This window comes from Mesonia ostreae, assembly GCF_031845265.1.
GTDB classification, from domain to species: Bacteria; Bacteroidota; Bacteroidia; order Flavobacteriales; family Flavobacteriaceae; genus Mesonia; species Mesonia ostreae.
In genome coordinates this window covers 165,711-184,170 of record NZ_JAVRBG010000004.1, presented here as the reverse complement: position 1 = coordinate 184,170, position 18,460 = coordinate 165,711, and the positions used below count along the sequence as shown (strand labels likewise).

General features: G+C 36.0%; 16 protein-coding genes. 11 read left to right on the top strand and 5 right to left on the bottom strand.

Annotated features, from left to right (window positions below; all coding sequences use genetic code 11):
- Positions 1-39: 39 nt before the first annotated feature.
- Positions 40-1,335 carry a tyrosine--tRNA ligase gene (tyrS, locus tag RLT85_RS05715; RefSeq protein WP_311401074.1) on the top strand — a complete coding sequence of 432 codons (1,296 nt, stop codon included), beginning with the start codon at positions 40-42 and terminating at the stop codon, positions 1,333-1,335.
- A gap of 200 nt (positions 1,336-1,535) precedes the next feature.
- On the opposite strand, the gene RLT85_RS05710 is transcribed toward tyrS, so the two are convergent.
- The 4 genes from RLT85_RS05710 to RLT85_RS05695 all read right to left on the bottom strand — a co-directional run bounded on the left by RLT85_RS05710 (position 1,536) and on the right by RLT85_RS05695 (position 9,284).
- Entirely contained in the window at positions 1,536-2,516 is a 981-nt protein-coding gene (locus tag RLT85_RS05710; protein ID WP_311401073.1) for a LuxE/PaaK family acyltransferase, read from the bottom strand.
- Between the two features lie 77 nt (positions 2,517-2,593).
- Positions 2,594-4,327 (bottom strand): T9SS type A sorting domain-containing protein, encoded by a 1,734-nt coding sequence (locus tag RLT85_RS05705; RefSeq protein ID WP_311401072.1) that lies wholly within the window; start codon positions 4,325-4,327, stop codon positions 2,594-2,596.
- A gap of 151 nt (positions 4,328-4,478) precedes the next feature.
- Positions 4,479-6,398 carry a beta-helix domain-containing protein gene (locus tag RLT85_RS05700; protein ID WP_311401071.1) on the bottom strand — a complete coding sequence of 640 codons (1,920 nt, stop codon included), beginning with the start codon at positions 6,396-6,398 and terminating at the stop codon, positions 4,479-4,481.
- A gap of 48 nt (positions 6,399-6,446) precedes the next feature.
- Positions 6,447-9,284: a TonB-dependent receptor gene (locus tag RLT85_RS05695; protein ID WP_311401070.1), complete on the bottom strand. Its 2,838-nt coding sequence runs from the start codon at positions 9,282-9,284 to the stop codon at positions 6,447-6,449.
- Positions 9,285-9,467: 183 nt separating this feature from the next.
- Between RLT85_RS05695 and RLT85_RS05690 the strand changes: the two genes are divergently transcribed.
- Complete coding sequence (locus RLT85_RS05690; RefSeq protein ID WP_311401069.1) at positions 9,468-10,151, top strand: response regulator transcription factor; 684 nt, start codon at positions 9,468-9,470, stop codon at positions 10,149-10,151.
- The gene (locus RLT85_RS05685) at positions 10,151-11,206 is read left to right on the top strand and encodes a sensor histidine kinase (RefSeq protein WP_311401068.1); all 1,056 of its coding nucleotides are present in this window, start codon (positions 10,151-10,153) and stop codon (positions 11,204-11,206) included. Before RLT85_RS05690 ends, RLT85_RS05685 begins: the two co-directional genes overlap by 1 nt.
- Here the strand turns inward: RLT85_RS05685 and RLT85_RS05680 are convergent.
- Complete coding sequence (locus RLT85_RS05680) at positions 11,180-12,232, bottom strand: glycosyltransferase (protein ID WP_311401067.1); 1,053 nt, start codon at positions 12,230-12,232, stop codon at positions 11,180-11,182. The genes RLT85_RS05685 and RLT85_RS05680 overlap by 27 nt on opposite strands.
- Before the next feature lie 68 nt (positions 12,233-12,300).
- Between RLT85_RS05680 and trmB the strand changes: the two genes are divergently transcribed.
- The 8 genes from trmB to RLT85_RS05640 all read left to right on the top strand — a co-directional run.
- Positions 12,301-12,975: a tRNA (guanosine(46)-N7)-methyltransferase TrmB gene (trmB, locus tag RLT85_RS05675; RefSeq protein ID WP_311401066.1), complete on the top strand. Its 675-nt coding sequence runs from the start codon at positions 12,301-12,303 to the stop codon at positions 12,973-12,975.
- A gap of 2 nt (positions 12,976-12,977) precedes the next feature.
- Positions 12,978-13,595: a LysE family translocator gene (locus tag RLT85_RS05670; protein ID WP_311401065.1), complete on the top strand. Its 618-nt coding sequence runs from the start codon at positions 12,978-12,980 to the stop codon at positions 13,593-13,595.
- The gene (locus RLT85_RS05665) at positions 13,596-13,928 is read left to right on the top strand and encodes an MGMT family protein (protein ID WP_311401064.1); all 333 of its coding nucleotides are present in this window, start codon (positions 13,596-13,598) and stop codon (positions 13,926-13,928) included. It abuts the gene before it with no gap.
- Between the two features lie 105 nt (positions 13,929-14,033).
- On the top strand, positions 14,034-15,167 hold the full coding sequence (locus RLT85_RS05660; protein WP_311401063.1) for an Mrp/NBP35 family ATP-binding protein: 1,134 nt from the start codon (positions 14,034-14,036) through the stop codon (positions 15,165-15,167).
- A gap of 4 nt (positions 15,168-15,171) precedes the next feature.
- Positions 15,172-15,420 (top strand): NifU family protein, encoded by a 249-nt coding sequence (locus RLT85_RS05655; protein WP_311401062.1) that lies wholly within the window; start codon positions 15,172-15,174, stop codon positions 15,418-15,420.
- A 50-nt stretch (positions 15,421-15,470) separates the two neighbouring features.
- On the top strand, positions 15,471-16,532 hold the full coding sequence (locus tag RLT85_RS05650; protein WP_311401061.1) for an NAD(P)/FAD-dependent oxidoreductase: 1,062 nt from the start codon (positions 15,471-15,473) through the stop codon (positions 16,530-16,532).
- On the top strand, positions 16,532-16,861 hold the full coding sequence (locus RLT85_RS05645) for a 2Fe-2S iron-sulfur cluster-binding family protein (protein ID WP_311401060.1): 330 nt from the start codon (positions 16,532-16,534) through the stop codon (positions 16,859-16,861). The genes RLT85_RS05650 and RLT85_RS05645 overlap by 1 nt, the downstream gene beginning before the upstream one ends.
- 326 nt (positions 16,862-17,187) lie before the next feature.
- A partial coding sequence (locus RLT85_RS05640) for a fibronectin type III domain-containing protein (RefSeq protein WP_311401059.1) occupies positions 17,188-18,460 on the top strand: 1,273 nt, incomplete at its 3' end.

The window sequence follows — 18,460 nt, the reverse complement described above, 5'->3', positions numbered from 1 at the left end:
TCATATCTTTGTCTTTCGGTAAAACTAAATTATACAACCATGACCAAAAATTTTGTACAAGAATTAACTTGGAGAGGAATGCTGCATGACGCCATGCCAGGAACAGAAGAACATTTACAAGAAAAGATGCGTGCCGCTTATGTAGGAATTGATCCTACGGCAGATTCTTTACACATTGGTCATTTGGTGGGCGTAATGATGTTAAGGCACTTTCAACTTTCTGGGCATAAGCCTTACGCTTTAATAGGTGGTGCAACGGGAATGATTGGTGATCCTTCTGGGAAATCTAAAGAAAGAAATTTATTAGATGAAGAAGCGCTGGCGCATAACCAAGCAGCAATTAAGGCACAATTAGAGCGCTTTTTAGATTTTTCGCAGCAAGAGGAAAACGGAGCCGTATTAGTGAATAATTATGACTGGATGAAAGATTTCAGTTTCTTAGAATTTGCGAGAGATGTAGGAAAACACATTACCGTAAACTATATGATGGCAAAAGATTCTGTAAAGAAAAGACTTTCTTCGGAATCTAAAGAAGGAATGAGCTTTACGGAATTCACCTACCAATTGCTGCAAGGCTATGACTTTTTGCATTTATACAATCAACACGAGTGTAGTTTACAAATGGGAGGAAGTGACCAGTGGGGAAACATCACTACCGGAACTGAATTGATACGAAGAATAGGAAATGGGAAAGGCTTTGCTATTACTTGTCCTTTAATTACGAAAGCAGACGGAACCAAATTTGGGAAAACCGAAGGAGGAAATATCTGGTTGGATACGGAAAGAACTTCCCCGTACAAGTTTTACCAATATTGGTTAAATACAAGTGATGAAGATGCGGCTAAATACATTAAAATTTTCACCTTTTTATCACAAGACGAGATAGAAAATCTTATTAAAGTGCATCACGAAGCACCGCACGCAAGACAATTACAGAAGAAACTCGCCGAAGAAGTAACGATCATGGTGCACTCTAAGGAGGACTTAGATAATGCAATTAAAGCTTCTAATGTATTGTTTGGAAAAAGTACCGCTAGCGATTTAAGAAATTTGGATCAGAAAACATTCTTAGACATTTTTGAAGGCGTGCCTCAAGCTGAAGTAAAGCGTCAACTTATTGAAGATGGTTTAGATATGATTGCAGCATTGGCAGCCGAGACGAATTTTTTAAAGAGTAATGGAGAAGCGAGAAGGGCTTTAAAAGAAAATGCTATCTCTGTAAATAAAGAGAAAGTAAAAGAAGATTATATGATTACCAAAGAAGATCTTATTAACGATACTTATGTGATTATAAACAAGGGAAAGAAAAACACGTATATTTTGAAAGTAGTATAATTTACATAAATATTCATTTCATTTACTACTATGACAATATATGTAAAGTGATGTAAGTTTATAAAAGACGGAAACCCTAAGCATTACACTTAGGGTTTCCTACTAACTAACCAATCTATTATGAAAAAACTTTCATCTTAGCTCTTATTAAGACGTAATAAAAATAGCTTTATTACAGCCTTTAGAGAACTTTAACAAAATTATAGCAGCATAAGGTTACAGCCTCTAATATCGCTAGCGTCAAATCTCCCTAAAATCTCAAATTCGTTTTCTCCTATTTGCTTTCCTAAATCTTGCGTCGCTATAAAGGAGCAAGAATGAAGATTGGCTAAATCTATTACATTAATACCTCCTGTTTTTTGCTGCGGAAGTAAACTCAGTGCATCTTCAGGATCGCGAATAAGCAAATGCATATGACTAGGACAAGAAAATATTCCTTGACCTTTAGAGTAGGCTTGCGAAAGTAATTCGGTCATTCCATATTCACTGTGAATTTTATCCACTTGAAAAGCTTGGGCTAAAATTTCGTGTAATTCCGTTCTAATCATTTCTTTTCTCCTTCCTTTCATTCCCCCAGTTTCCATTACAATAGTATTTTTTAGCTGAAGCGGAAATTTTTCTGCTAAATCTAATAGGGCAAAAGAAACCCCAATAAGTAAGGTTTTAATCCCTCTTTCTTCTAAATCTTGAAGCGTATGAGTAAGCTCTTTTAAGTTATTCAAATAAAAACCACTTTCTGGATACTTGCTTTTTTTGATAAAGTCGTTCGCCATATACACTAGGGAAGAGCCTTTTCGCTCTAAATAGGCGGGAAGTAGAGCTAAAACGGCGTAATCTTCTAGTTTTCCATAAAATTGTTCAAATCCGTTAAGGAAAGATTGTTCATAGAGGTGTAGGTCTTTTACGTAATGTTTGCTTACTAAGCTCCCAGTGGTTCCGCTACTAGTAAAAATTTCTTCATGCGTGGCATCTCGATCCAGAATTCTATTAGTTTTAAAAAACTCAATAGGTAAAAAGGGAATATCTTTCAAAGTCTTTACTGAAGATTGGTCTTTATTTAGATAAGTACAAAACTCATTGTAAACCGCGTTGTTCTGATATTGATATTGAAAAACCTCTAGAGCTACTTTCTCAAACTCGTTTTCATTTGTAATCGAGAAAATACGTTGTTGTAAAGACATTTTATATGGAGATGAAATGCAAAAATAAAAAAAGCGCCTCTTAAATGAGACGCTTTGATTATGAATTAAGTGAAAGATTATTTAATCACTAATTTTTTAGTAGCTGTTTTTCCTTCCGCAGAAACTTTTACTAGATAAACACCGCTAGCCAAACTAGAAACATTTAACGTGTTGTTAGTTAAGGTTTGAGCGATTACTTGCTTTCCTAAAAGGTTATATACTTCAATAGAGGCAACTTCAGAAGAAGCAGTTTTAATAGTCACAAAACCAGTTTTTGTTGGGTTAGGATATAAGCTTACATTGGTCAAAGTTTTATTGCTTACCGCCAAGTCTGCTTCAAAATCTGCTAAGCTTCTTGGGAATATTTGCGGAATAACATTGGTACCGTCGTCAAATAGAGCAGCAATTCCAACAAGGTTGGTTAATTGTGTATCAGGAATAATCTCACCAATATAATCTGCGTCATAAAACTGTGTTCTCATAGTAACTACCTGATCACCGTCAGTGAAAAAATAATCCATTCCTACATCAAATGTTTCGCTACCATCACCGTCTACAAAAGTAATATTGGTGAAGGCGATTAATTCAGATTCGTAGTTTTGAGGATTCGCAATATAATCTGTCATAGTTACTACTTGCGGAGACAAAGTGTTTCCGTTAGAAGTTGCAGCACCAGGGTCAGATTCTGGGATAAACTGCATGGTTCCGTTATATTCTGTTAGCTCTCCCGTAATTCCTGTAATCCCGTCTGCAATCGCATAAGTAGTAGAGATATTTCCTGCAGAATCATCTATTAAGATGGCAGCTGTAGCATCTTCAATATATTTCTGGTTTCTAAACGATTGCTGGTAAGTTAATAATGCTTCTCCTGTAAGCGTGTAAACTGCGTTTAAAGGAAGTTGTCTTAATGTAGCGATATCTGAAACATTGGATGCTGTCTCACAAGAAGGAGAAGGTACTGTTCCTTGAATACTACAGTTTGTACTTGTAAGGGTATAGGTTAGGTCTGTTCCTTCAGGGATGTTAGTTACAACAATACTTCCAGTAGGCATTGTAGAAGGATCATCTGGACTGGTTACAGTTCCTGCATTGATAGAAAACGTATACGTTTCAGTTCCTCCACCTGTAAAAGTAGCGGTCGCTGTGTACGTGTCTGAAGTAGCTCCTTGAGTTTCAGTATCACAAATTACTGTGTCTAGAACAATCACTAAAGGACAAGAAGAAGTTCCTGGGGTAAATGTACCAATCCCTATAATATTTTCAAATCCAGTTGTTCCACATAGTCCGTCTAAAGCGCCGTTAGAATAATTCCAATCTGCTATGTTAAAAGTTCCATTGGGCGTTGTGTTATTTGCTCTTTTAGCGTAACCATCTTTGTACTCCCAAGCTTCTCCAGTGCCGTCTAAACCGTCTACTCCGTATTGGTCGATTACAGAAGAGTCAGCATCTAAAATAATTCTAATTCTATCATCTCCATTAAAGCTCATTACGCTTGATGTAGTGGATAAAACATTTGTAGCGCTAGGAAATTCTGCTGCAAAAGCAGGATCATCTGCATGAATATATACAAAATCATCGGTTACCGTTCCTAAGTCAGAAAGATTAAGACCGTTAGCCCAAGTAGTATTGGCATTGGTTTGATTTTCTAAGGTATACAAAGAAAAATCTACCGTTCCGTTCGCAAAAACCTCTAGCACTTTTGGATTTCCTCCAGCACAATCCCCATCAGAAATCATGGTGATAATAGGTGTTTGAGCCATAGATGTTAATGCAATAAACATAAATGACATCAATAAAGTAATTTTTTTCATAATGAATGATATTTTATTTATACATAATCAAAGATACACATATGTGAAGTTAATTCTTATAGTTTTACTAAAATTTTGTTTTCTATGGGTACATTTAACTGTAAGTAAGTTTTTTAGTTTTTTTTCTTAATGTTAGAAAATAAAACTATTTTTAGTTTAATGTCCAAGAAAAAGCAGAAACTTCTACCGTTGCGGGAACATTATAATCCATTAAGAGACTTGCATCTTCACCTTCAATTTGAACGTTTGATAAAGGTCCATCGTCAGCCATATCTATAGTTGTGTCGTATCCTGTTAAAGATAAACCTGTAATAGTTGCTCCAGATTGTGCTTTAAACTGTAATGCTTTACCACCAGCTTGAGAAACAGCAGTAAAGTTAGTAATAGTTGGATTGTTGTTATCTCCATCTGCTTCTAATGCGGTTGAGAAATTGCTTTCTGTATGTAATACATAAGTATTGGTTAATGTACCATTCCACCCTTCTGTCCAGTCAATAGCATCATCTTGTAAGTCTTTTACGTAAACATTTGTTGCGTTAACAGAACCTCCAAAAAACTCGATTCCATCATCTTCTCCACCTATAAAAGCAACGTTATTGATTGTTGTTCCTGAACCAACCGCATAAAGCGTCAACCCATTATATTGAGAATCAGCGTTAATTTGTGCTCCCGATTGCTTAATGATTAAATATTCAATAGAACCAGAGTTATCTGTACTGTCATCACCACCATAGATAAGGCCTCCTACTTCTGCAGTTACATTTGTTCCTGCAGTAGTTACAGCGTTTCCTAATAACAACAAACCTCCCCAAGTTCCTTCTGAAGATGGAGCCATTACTACCGGGTTAGATTCAGTTCCTTCGATAAAAATTTGACCTCCTTTTTGAACAGCGATATAAACATCTGTTCCTGTTCCTGTTTCGATAGTTGTTCCTGCAGGGATTGTTAGAGAAGCTCCATTTTCGATACTTAAAATACCTTGTAAGTTATAAGTTACTGAAGCATCTAAAGTCCTATCAGAAGTAATAGATCCGTTAAGTAAGTTGTCACTTCCAGCATTAGCTACCCAAGCAAAGTCTTCTATGTTTACGGTTGCCGGACCAGTATAAGCATTAGCTAAATCTGCTATTTCTCCATTGATATAAACATTAGCTAAAGGACCACCATCAGAAAAATCTAAAGTAGTGTCATAACCATTTAAAGATAAACCAGTAATAGTTGCTCCAGATTGTGCTTTAAATTGTAAAGCTTTTCCCCCTGTTTGAGAAACAGCCGTAAAGTTTACGATTTGAGGATCGTTATTTACACCGTCAGCTTCAATTGCCGTAGAGAAGTCACCTTCACTATGTAAAACATACGTATTGGTTAAGATTCCGTTCCATCCTTCAGTCCAATCAATCGCATCATCTTCTAAGTTTTCTACATAAACGTTAGAAGCATTTACTGATCCACCAAAAAATTCGATACCGTCATCAGTTCCGTTAAGGATAGCTATATTGCTAATGTTCGTTCCAGATCCTACTGCGTAAAGTGTTAATCCGTTGTATTGAGAGTCTGCGTTAATTTGAGCTCCCGACTGCTCGATGATTAAATATTCGATAGAACCAGAGTCATCAGAACTGTTGTTACCACCATAAATAAGCCCTCCAACTTCTGCAGTAGCATTTGTACCAGCAGTAGTTTGTGCATCACCTAAGATTACTACTCCTCCCCATTCTCCGGCAGTAGTAGGTCCCATTTTTACAGGCGCACTAGCAGTACCTTGAATATCTATTTGAGCACCTTTTTGAACGACTAAATATACATCTGTTCCTGTACCAGTGTTAATCGTAGTTCCTGCAGGAATAGTTAATTTGTTTCCTTCTTCTACACTTAAAATACCAGTTAAATTATAAGTTACTGAAGAGTCTAATGTAGTGTCTTCAGTGATCATTCCGTTTAATTCAGCAGAAGGAGTTGATCCATTGTCATCTGAGCTAGATGAATCGTCGTCACTACTACAGCTAATTGCGGTCATACTCAATACTGCGATCGAGCAGAAAATCGATAAATGTTTAATTGCTTTTTTCATTTGTTTAGTGTTTAAAATTAAAATAAAAGTTCAAGTTTATAGTTTGATTTAAAAATTATAGTTAATACCTAAGGTAAATATGGCTCCTCTGGTATATGATCTTGTAGTTTGGTTGCTTTCACTTTGAGCTCCTCCAGAAAGAGGCAGTACATCTTGTGTTCTTTTGATATCTGGATTTAAAATATTTTGAGCTTTAAACCTTAATAACAATCTTTCTGATAGCTCTTGGCTAAGCGTAGCATTTAGGGTTACGAAACCTTCTTCAATAATTTCATTATTGTAGAGTACTGAGTTCTCTTGGGTTTGACTATCTGGAGCAGATCCCAATGCAAATATTTTATCTGAAGCGTAATTCCCTGAAATGTTTGCGTTAAATTCCCTTTCCCAGTTGGTTGAAAAGTTTAAAGAAGAGTTTACGATATAATCTGAAGCTCCTTGTAAACCTATTTCATTTTTTTTGTTGTACTTAAATGTTCTGGCAAGTGTTCCATCCTCATTAAATTCTGTTTTTAAGTCTTGATTATGCCACATTCTACTAAAATTAATACCCCAGGCTATGTTGATTCCATTTTCTTCATCCGAAGCAATCAACCCTATGTTTGCGTCTAATTCTATCCCATAGATAGTAGCTTCTTCTCCTGAGTTGAAGAAAGAAAATACGCCTGCAGAACCTCTATCTAACACTCTGTTGATAGGGTCTTTGATACTCTTGTAAAAAGCAGTGGCAGAAATAAGCTCTTTATTGGTTGGGAAAAATTCCCATTTCAAATCTAAATTATAGACGTTACTAGCTTCTAGGCCAACATTCCCTCTGGTGATTTGCCCAGTAGCCGAAACATACTCAAATGGAGCAATTTCTTTAAACTCTGGTAAGGTGATGGTTTTACTGGCAGCCAATCTAAAATTGTGCTTTTCATTTAAAGCATATTTTATATTTAAAGCTGGGTAGAAATTATCGTAACTTTTTTCAACACTTCCATCTTCACCACCAGGAGCATTGGCAACATCGTAGTTGAGGTCTATCATGTCTTTTTGATAACGAGCTCCTATGTTTAAATTAAATTTGCTGAAAGAGTAATTAACATTTAAAAAACCTGCGCTCGAATTAAGTTCGGCATCATATTTATCAGGTCTAATATTGCCATCATCGTCAGTTCTTACAAGCCTAAGATCTAACAAATCATTATTGAAGTTTTCGGCAGTAAAGACAGCGTCAAGATTATCTATAGATGGAGGGGTAACCCCAGCTCCATTTTCTGTCACCCCAAAAAATTCAGAAGTAAAATCTCGAGTTTTATTTCTATAGTTACCTCCCAAGCTTAGCTTTAACGTTGAGGTTGAATCGTTTTCAAAAACGGTAAACTCGTCTTTTAACCTAGCATTATATTCTAAATCTTCAAGAATCTGAGAAGTTTTTCTTTGCTGAAAACCTCCTTGAAATCCTAATTCAACAAGTTCCCCTTCGGTATTGGTAGGTTTCTTGATATTTACTTCATTACGAATACGGTTGGGTTCATCTGCATTTAGTTTATTATACCCCAATCCCCATGTAAGGTGATTTTTTTCTCCAATTTCGTGATCACCTAATAACTGATTAACCCATAGTCTTGTTTGCTTTGTATTTTGATCCCTAACAAATTGACTGTATTGATCTTCGTTGTTAACTTCTTCAAAAACAAAACCTTCACGATTTCTACCTGCTTCATAAACTTCATCTTTCACTTTATTTACAAAAAGGCTTAAAGCTTTAATTTCATTTTTCTTATCAAAACTATACTTCAAATCCAATAATCCAGTTGTGTTGATGGTGTTGTTATATAAGGAAGCATCTGTAAACTCTACATCTCTTCTGTTTCTTTCAAACTGTCTAAAAACACCTTCAGAGTATTCAAATTTGCTTGATTGAGAACCTGTGAAAAATATCTTGAATTTCTCTCCAATCTTTTTTCCAGCAGTCAAAGAATATTGATAGTTGATAGGCATATTAGTGCTTTGGGTATTCCAAGGTTGGTCGGTAATAGCATCTTTTGTAGAAATGTCTTTAGAATAGAAACCTAAAGAAAGGTCACTTTCATTGGCAGTTCGTTTAAAATTGCTGCCAATACCTTCTGCATTTGCATTTGTGTTTAATCCTACTTGGGTTCCAAAACCAAATTCTTGTAACCCAACTAAACTCCTAGAGCTTATGTCTACACTTCCCGAAGATTGATCGGCCGAGTTTGCTGAAGAATAGGTTTTACTTATGGATACACTTTGAACAATTCGTGTAGGGAACAAGCTTAGGTCAATATTTTTTCTTTCAATATCATCTGAAGGAATAGGCATTCCGTTAAGGGTAGTGTATAAATAACGGTCACCAAGTCCTCTCACAAAAACATCTCCAGATGCTTCACTACTACTAACTCCAGAAATTTTGGTAGTTGCCGTAGCAGCATCACTTACGCCAAGCTTAGTAAGTTCTTGAGAACCTATACTCTCTTTAATATCAACAGCATCTTTTTGATCAAGCAAAAGAGCTACTTCAGAGTCTCTTCTACTTACGGTAGTGATCATTACTTCATCTAACGCAGCTGCACTGGCTCCTAAACTGGTTTCAATTTGGGTTACTTTGCCAGTTTCAACCTGCACATTGGGAACCTCTACCGTTTCGTATCCTATAAAACTATACACTAAGGTATAAGTTCCTGTAGGGATGTTTTCAATTTTGTACAAACCATCAAAGTCTGATGTTGTACCTTTAGAGGTGTTTTTAACGCTTACATTTGCAAAAGGCAAAGGTTCATTATTCATTTCTTTATCGCTAAGTGCACCAGCGATAGTCCCTGTTTCTTGAGCAAAACCAAAAGCCGAAAAGAAAAATAAGATGGAGGTAAAAAGTGTTTTCATTACATGTTTATTTACGCTGCAAAGAAAAACAAGAGAGGTGTAAAGGGGGTTAGCTGTAGATTAACTCTATGAGAAATTAAGGTTAGCAAATCTATCCTTATGTTAAGAGATTGAATAAAATGTTAACTTAGAGGTTTTAATATTATACTTACTTTTACTTCTTAAATTTTAAGTACGTTGGTTATGAATAACAATGACATTAGTATACTACTTGTAGATGATGATCCAGATATTCTAGAGATTGTGAGTTACAACCTTGCTGCAGAAGGCTACCATATATTGACTGCCGAAAACGGAAAAGAAGCCGTCAAAAAAGCAAAGAAAAAAAAGCCAGATCTTATTATTCTAGATGTGATGATGCCAGAAATGGATGGAATTGAAGCTTGTGAGCAGTTAAGAAAGATACCTTCTTTAGAAAATACGATGATTACTTTTTTAACGGCTAGAGGAGAAGATTATTCTCAAATGGCGGGTTTTGATGCGGGAGCAGATGATTACATCACCAAACCAATTCGGCCAAAAGTTTTGGTAAGCAAAGTAAAAGCTTTATTAAGGAGACTGCGTTCTGAAGAATCCGAAAGCACTATTGTGAATCTAGGAGAACTAACCATTAATAGAGATGAGTATAAAATCCTTAACGGAAAAGAAGAAATCATTTTACCCCGAAAAGAATTTGAACTGCTTTCCCTTTTAGCGTCTCAGCCAGGAAAAGTATTTACACGAGAAGATATTTTAAACCAAGTATGGGGCAATGATGTGGTTGTGGGAGGAAGAACTATTGATGTGCATATTAGGAAGCTAAGAGAGAAAATAGGAAATGAAAAATTTAAGACCGTAAAAGGAGTAGGATATAAGTTTGTAATTTGATGGCTAAAGAATTTAAAAGATCCTATAAATTTGCTTTTTACACTTCTGGTTTCATCACTGCATTTTTGGTAGTGCTTATTTTTATGTATCAAGTCTTATATGTGGATGCTATTTATTGGCAACCCTTGCTTATTTTTGGGATATGTTGTGCTGTTTTTTCGTTTCTCATCATTCAATTAAGAATTGAGCACTTTATCTACAAAAGAGTTAAGGCGGTGTACGACAATGTATCCTTATTAGAGTCTTCCAATCTTCAAGAAAAGCAAATCACCACAGATATGGCTACCTTAACCAAAGAGATTGAGAAATTTGCAAAAGGAAAGAAGCTAGAAATAGAATCCTTAAAAGTACGAGAGAACTATAGAAAAGAATTTATGGGGAACATTGCTCATGAGTTAAAAACGCCTCTTTTTACGGTTCAAGGTTATGTTCTTACCTTAATTGATGGGGCGATTAAAGATAAAAAAGTACGGGATAAATACCTAGAGAGAGCCAGTAAGGGTGTAGACAGACTTATCTACATTGTGAGAGATCTAGATATGATTAACAAGTTAGAAACAGGCGATTTACACCTGTATAAAGAAAAATATAATATTGTAGAGTTGATAGGAAGTGTCTTTGAGATGCTTGAAATGAAAGCCGCCAAAAAAAACATCTCCTTAACTTTTGATATGGATTATGAAGATAAGATTATGGTCTTTTCTGATAAGGAAAGAATACAACAAGTGCTTACCAATTTAATCGTTAACTCCATTAAATACGGTAAAAATGATGGTACAACCGAGGTAAGTATAGAGAATCTCACCAAGAACAAAATCATAATTAGAATTACCGATAACGGAGAAGGCATTGAGCAGAAAAATATTCCGCGTCTCTTTGAGCGTTTCTATAGAGTAGACAAAAGTGGTTCTAGAAAAGAAGGCGGCTCTGGACTTGGTCTTTCTATAGTGAAACATATTTTAGAAGCTCACAAAGAGAAAACCTATGTAGAAAGTGACTTTGGCGTGGGAAGCGAATTTTCGTTCACTTTAGAAAAGCTGAAAAAACACTTGTAAAGGCAAAGAATTCGTGTAGGTTAAAGTGAATCCGCTGTAAGTGTTAATATCTTTTAAAAGCGCAAGATTAAACTCATTTTGTTTACAACTAGGAGCGATTTTCTTGCGTTTCAACCTTTTTGCTAGATATTCTTGTTCCTGCTGACCTGGTGTAGGAATAAAAAAAGCTTTTTTCTCTAATTTTGCTAAGTCCATTAGGGTAGTGTAGCCAGATCTCGCAATAATAATTTCGCTTTGATTAAAAGCAGTTTCCAGTTCTTTTCCGGTTAAAAAGTTATAGAAAACCGTATTTCCTTCTTGAGATTTTATAGAATTTCTTTCCATTTTTCCGCAGATAAAAAGAATATTTTTTTCGCTTCCGCGGATTTCTTCCCGCAATTTATTTTCTAAGAGGCCGCGTTGAGGTTCGGGGCCAGAAAGAATACACATGAGATCGTATTTAATAGGAAGCTTTTTTTTTGAAAATCTACTTAAAGGTCCAATATAATTTACTTTAAATTTCTTACTTCTGAAGTGGCTCAATTTTCCGCTAAGACTAGGAGAAAATTCCACATCGGGAACCCAACACGCATCAAATTTTTTAATAAAGTGATGATGCGCCCAAGTGGTAAGTTTGGTGGTAATCCCAGAAAGGACATGAAGTTGATGGGTGATATAAACCGACTTTATTCCGGGTATTCTTACTCCCAATCGGTTATCAGAAATAATTCCGTCAAGGTTTTCCTTTTCATGAATCTGCTGGGTTGCTTTGTATTCTTTTCTAACCGCTTGTATAATGTGCGGACTTCTAAACAAAAACTTCAGTTTAAATAAATAACTTTTTTTGGCATATTTAATCTTATAGGAGGGAAGTTGATAGCTACTTAAATTAGGAAATTCTTTTTTTAAAAGCAGCAAAGCATCTCCATCTGAAGCTAAAATTGGCTCAAAACCATCTTGTTGCAGGGCGTGAATGATGGGAATGCACCTTGTGGCATGACCCAATCCCCAGTTTAAGGGAGCGACTAAAATTTTCTTTTTTGCCATAAACAAAAATAACATGAATTACCTCTGCATTATTTTAATTAATTTTACCGAAATATTAAAATTAAGCTGTGGGAAGTAAAAATAAGTTAAAACGTTTTAAGGAGAATGAAAACTTCACAAATGTTCTTCAACCTTCACGAGAAGAAATTGTAGAAAATAACTTTCCGTTAAAAGGAAAATGGGCAAAAGATTTCTTTAAAAACGATTTACCTATCGTATTAGAATTAGGCTGCGGAAAAGGAGAATATTGTATAGGTCTTGCTGAAATGTTTCCAGAAAAGAATTTTTTAGGAATAGATATTAAAGGCGCTCGATTTTGGCGAGGCGCAAAAACAGCATTAGAAGAAGATTTGAATAATGTAGGTTTTTTAAGAACCCAGATAGAACTGATTGATCAAATATTTGAGAAAAACGAAATCGATGAAATTTGGATTACCTTTCCAGATCCGCAAATTAAATACAAACGAACCAAACACCGCTTAACCAATACTGAGTTTCTTCAGAAATATAAGTATATTCTTAAAGAAGACGGTATCGTCAACCTAAAAACCGACAGTGAATTTATGCATGGCTACACTTTAGGCTTGTTGCACGGGGAGGGACACGAGATTTTACATGCGAATCATGATGTGTATAAAAATGAATACAGTCCAAAAGAAGTGGTAGGGATACAAACTTTCTATGAAAAACAGTATCTTGAAAAAAATAAACGCATTACCTATATTAAATTTAAAGTGAACTAGATTTGATAGAAACATTACAGCTTTTTTTAATAACATATTTCGCGGCTTTGGCGGGTGTAATTCCGCCTGGTTTGGTGAATATGACCGTGGCAAAAAGTTGTGTAGATAAAGGCAAACGAAGTGGTATTCTTGTTGCCTTTGGGGCATCGATTATCGTATTTATTCAAGCTTTAGTTGCCGTTCTCATGGCAAAATACATTTTTACACATCCGTATGTACAAAAAATGATGCTTCGTGCAGGACTGGTGGTTTTTGTAATTATGGGAGTTTACTTCTTCATTGCCGCAAGAAAAGAAAAAACGAAAGTAAAAGTTTCTAAAAAAAATTCAGCAAAAAGTTTTTTAAAAGGAGTAATGATTGCTTCGGTAAACGTGTTTCCTATTCCTTATTTCGTGGCCATAAGTACAGCTTTTAATCCCGATCATGGTTATGGTTGGTTAAATATCTCTGCATTTTCTTTTGCAGCGGCATTGGGAACCTTTACCACCTTATACATTTATGTAATTTCATTTTTGAAGATAGAAAAACACACTAATTCGTTCTCTAAATATTCTAATTATTTTATGACAATTCTTATGGCGATTTTAATTCTAGTCACTTTATTTAGAATCTTTAGCTAGATGTTAGAAAATAATTTTTACCATAAAGTGTATGAAATCGTTCGGCAAATTCCTTACGGAAGGGTGACTAGCTATGGTGCTATTGCCAAAGCCATAGGCGCTGCAAAAAGTGCAAGAATGGTGGGTTATGCAATGAATGGGGCTTCTACACTAGAAGATGTTCCTGCACATCGAGTGGTGAATAGAAATGGTTTGCTTACGGGTAAGCATCATTTCCCGGGAACGCAACTTATGCGACAATTGTTAGAAGGCGAAGGCATAAGAGTGAAGGATGATAAAGTAGAAAACTTTGCAGCTGTTTTTTGGGATCCTATGAGCAATGCTAAAAAGTAAATTCGGCTTAGATAAATTCGGTCAATCTCCTTCTTTGTTACATACTTAACCCTTATATTTGCATTTAGAATTATTCTAAGTAAGCATAATAAAGAGAAGATTTTTATGAAGTTGCAAAAAAACGAAATCCTAAAAGCACTAGAAACTATTAGTGTTTCGGGAGAAGGGCAAAATATGGTAGAAAGCGGAGTCGTTAAAAACGTACTTACTTTTGGAGATGAGGTGATTGTAGACCTACAATTAACTACTCCGGCACTACATATTAAGAAAAGAGCAGAGGTAGATGTATTAAAAGCGATTCACGAGCATGTCTATAAAAAGGCCAAAGTAAAAGTGAACATCAAGGTAGACGCTCCAAAAGAAACGAAAAACGAGATTAAAGGGAAGGCAATTCCTGGAATAAAAAATATTGTAGCCGTAGCCTCAGGAAAAGGAGGTGTAGGGAAATCTACCGTTACGGCAAACTTAGCCGTAAGCTTAGCAAAAATGGGCTTTAAAGTAGGTTTGCTAGATGCAGATATTTACGGGCCATCTGCAACCATTATGTTTGATGTAGAAAGAGAAAAACCTCTTTCGGTTACTGTAGATGGAAAATCTAAAATGAAACCTATTGAAAATTATGGGGTAAAAATCTTATCCATTGGTTTTTTTACCAAACCTAGTCAAGCGGTAATTTGGAGAGGGCCAATGGCGGCAAAAGCTTTAAACCAAATGATTTTTGATGCCGATTGGGGAGAGCTAGATTTTCTTTTGGTAGACCTCCCACCAGGAACGGGAGACATTCATTTATCTATTATGCAATCTCTGCCCATCACAGGATCTGTGATTGTAAGTACACCTCAAAATGTAGCCTTAGCAGATGCTAAAAAAGGAGTGGCGATGTTTCGTCAAGAAAGCATTAATGTACCAATTATAGGGATTATTGAGAATATGGCTTATTTTACTCCAGAGGAATTGCCAGACAATAAATATTATATTTTTGGTGAAAAAGGAGCTAAGAACTTAGCCAAAGATTTAAAAATTCCATTTTTAGGAGAAATACCTTTGGTGCAAAGCATTCGAGAATCTGGAGATATAGGACGACCTGCTGCATTACAAACAGGAACGCCTATTGGACTTGCATTGGAGAAAATTACTAAAAATGTGGTGCAACAAACGGTAGATAGAAATAAAGACTTACCACCAACAGAAGCGATAAAAATTACCACCATGGCAGGTTGTAGTGCCGTTAAAAATTAAACGCATGAAAGTAGCAAATCACGAATTGAGAGCAAATGTAGAAAAGGCATTAGAAGAAATAAGACCTTTTTTGAGAAATGATGGCGGAGATATTTCTCTGGTTGAAATCAACGAGCAAGAGAATGTAGTGAAAGTTCAATTGGAGGGAGCTTGCGTAGGGTGTAGTGTGAATCAAATGACTTTAAAATCTGGAGTGGAGATGACTATCAAAAAGTACGCACCTCAAATTGAGAAAGTGATTAATGTGAATTAAAAAAGATTTTTCCGTCAGGCGGAAGAAAAAAATCGCAGAGTACAAAAGTTATGATTAAAACAGATATACTGATTATTGGAGCCGGTCCCACAGGTTTATTTACGGTATTTGAAGCAGGCTTACTTAAATTGAAATGTCATCTTATAGACGCATTAGCTCAACCAGGAGGTCAATGTTCAGAAATATATCCTAAAAAACCTATTTATGATATCCCTGCATTTCCAGAAGTTTTAGCCGGAGATTTAGTAGATAATCTAATGGAGCAAATTAAACCTTTTGAACCAGGTTTTACTTTGGGAGAACGTGCAGAAACCATAGAAAAATTGAAAGATGATACGTTTATAGTCACGACCAGTAAAGGCACCAAACACCACGCTCCTGTGGTTGCTATTGCAGGAGGTTTAGGTAGTTTTGAACCAAGAAAGCCACCGCTAGCTAATATTTCAAAATTTGAAGATAAAGGGGTAGAATATATTATAAGAGACCCAGAAGTTTACCGCAATAAGCGTGTTGTAATTGCTGGCGGAGGAGATTCTGCCTTAGATTGGAGTATTTTCTTGGCCAATGTAGCTTCAGAAGTAACTTTGGTACACCGTAGAAACGAATTTAGAGGTGCTTTAGATTCCGTAGATCGAGTAAAAGAATTAAAAGATTTAGGGAAAATCAGGTTAGTGACTCCGGGAGAAATTATTCAGTTAAATGGGGAAGAGAATCTGGAGTCGGTATTAATCCGTAAAAATAATGAAGCTTCCGAAGAAATTATTTTAGAGGTAGATCATTTTATTCCATTATTCGGACTTTCGCCAAAGTTAGGACCCATAGCCGATTGGGGATTAGAAATCGAGAAAAATGCGATTAAAGTTGATAATTCGTTAGATTACCAAACCAATATTCCCGGTATTTATGCCATTGGAGACGTGAATACCTATCCTGGAAAATTAAAATTGATTCTTTGCGGTTTTCACGAAGCCACGCTAATGTGTCAGAGTGCCTACCAGCGTATTTTTCCAGATAAAAAATACGTGATGAAATATACCACCGTTGGCGGAGTAACCGGTTTTGACGGAACCAAAAAAGAAGCTCCAAAAGCAGTTGTTAAAGCCATTGATTAATGAGTGATATTAAGATTACAATTATAGACAGAGATGATGTAGAGCATCAAATAGATGCGCCTACAGATATGGCGATGAACCTTATGGAAGTTGTGCGTTCTTATGAACTTGCACCCGAAGGAACCATAGGAATTTGCGGCGGAATGGCGATGTGCGCCTCTTGCCAATGTTACATACTTTCTGATACCAAGCTTCCTGAGATGCAAGATGATGAGGAAGCCATGCTTGCTGAAGCATTTTATGTAGAAGACAACAGCCGTTTGGGATGCCAAATTCCTATGCTTCCAGAAATGGAAGGGTTAAAAGTTAAATTGGCACCAGAGTCTTAGAGTTTTTTTTTTAAGATTTTTATAAAATTACAAAAGCCCGCAATAGAGCGGGCTTTTTTAGTTGGTATGTGTTTGTGTAGATGTTTCAGAGACAAAAGAGCCCTAACTAACCTTTGCTTTTTATACAATAATGAGGTGAATAATTACCAGTTATCATCAAAAACATACCAACTATAAACTGGTTAGGTCCATTCATAAAGTAATCTCGTATTCAGCATGATTTCTTAGCATATTTACATGTAAAAATATGAAATCATTTAAAGATGTTTTTCTAATTTTTTACAATCTAAATACAAGCTTCGTAAAACCACTAAAACGCTCACATCATGAAAAATTTCACCTTTCCAGAAATTACTAAATTTTTTATTTTACTGAGCTCTTTCCTTGTGATGCCGATGCATCTCTTTTCACAAACCCCAACAACACCTGCGAGTGATTTATCTTTTTCGGGTATTGATGGGAACCGTTTTCGTGCTAATTTTACAACAGGAGACGGAGCAAAACGAATCATTGTAGCTAAGGCAGGTTCGCCTGTCACCGCCGTTCCCGTAGATGGAATAGATTATTTGGCAGATGACTTTGGGGAGGGTAACGAAATAGTCCCAGGAGAGTTTGTGGTGTACAACGGATCTTATAATTATCCTTATATAGAAGGATTAACACACTCTACAACCTACCATATAAAGGTTTTTGAATATAATGGGAGTAATTTTTCTACGGAATATTTAACTTCTAATTATTTGGAGGGCAGTCAATCCACTCTTACCAATCCCACAATACAAGCGAGTAACATTACTTTCAGCGAGGTAGAGGGAAGTAAGATGAAAGCTAATTGGACCAACGGTAATGGTTCTGGCCGTATACTTATTGCACGAGCCAATAATGCGGTCAACATAGAACCAGAGGATTTGGTAAATTACAACTATTATTCTACAGGTTATTTTGGTCATCCTAGCTATGAACTTGGTGCAGGAAACTATGTTCTCTATGCTGGCTCTGGAAGCAGTGTGAATGTTAGAAATTTAAATCCCAATACCACGTATCACTTTGCACTTTTTGAGTATAATGGAAATAGCGGAAAGGTTTATCTTACCTCCACCTCTACAAGTAATCCATCGGCAGGGGCTACGGCAAGCCAAATTACCAGTGCCTATCCAACAGTAAATGCAGATGATATGACTTTTAGTTCTATTGATGGGAATAGATTTTATTTGAATTTTACAAATGGAAATGGAGAAAACAGATTGGTTATTGCCAAACAAGGAAGTGCCGTAACTGCAGAGCCTATTGATGGTGTGGAATATACGAATGACAACACCTTTGGCGATGGTCAAGAAATAGTGACTGACGAGTTTGTGGTTCGTAAAGGAACCATTTATGGTTTAGAACCAAATACCACCTATCATTTTAAGGTATTTGAGTTTAACGGAAATGGAGCCGATACTTATTATTTAAAAACAAATGATGATAATGGTGATCCTATTTTAGCGGGTAGTCAAGCTACAATTACCAATCCCACAACACAAGCGAGTAACATTACTTTCAGCGAGGTAGAGGGAAGTAAGATGAAAGCTAATTGGACCAACGGTAATGGTTCTG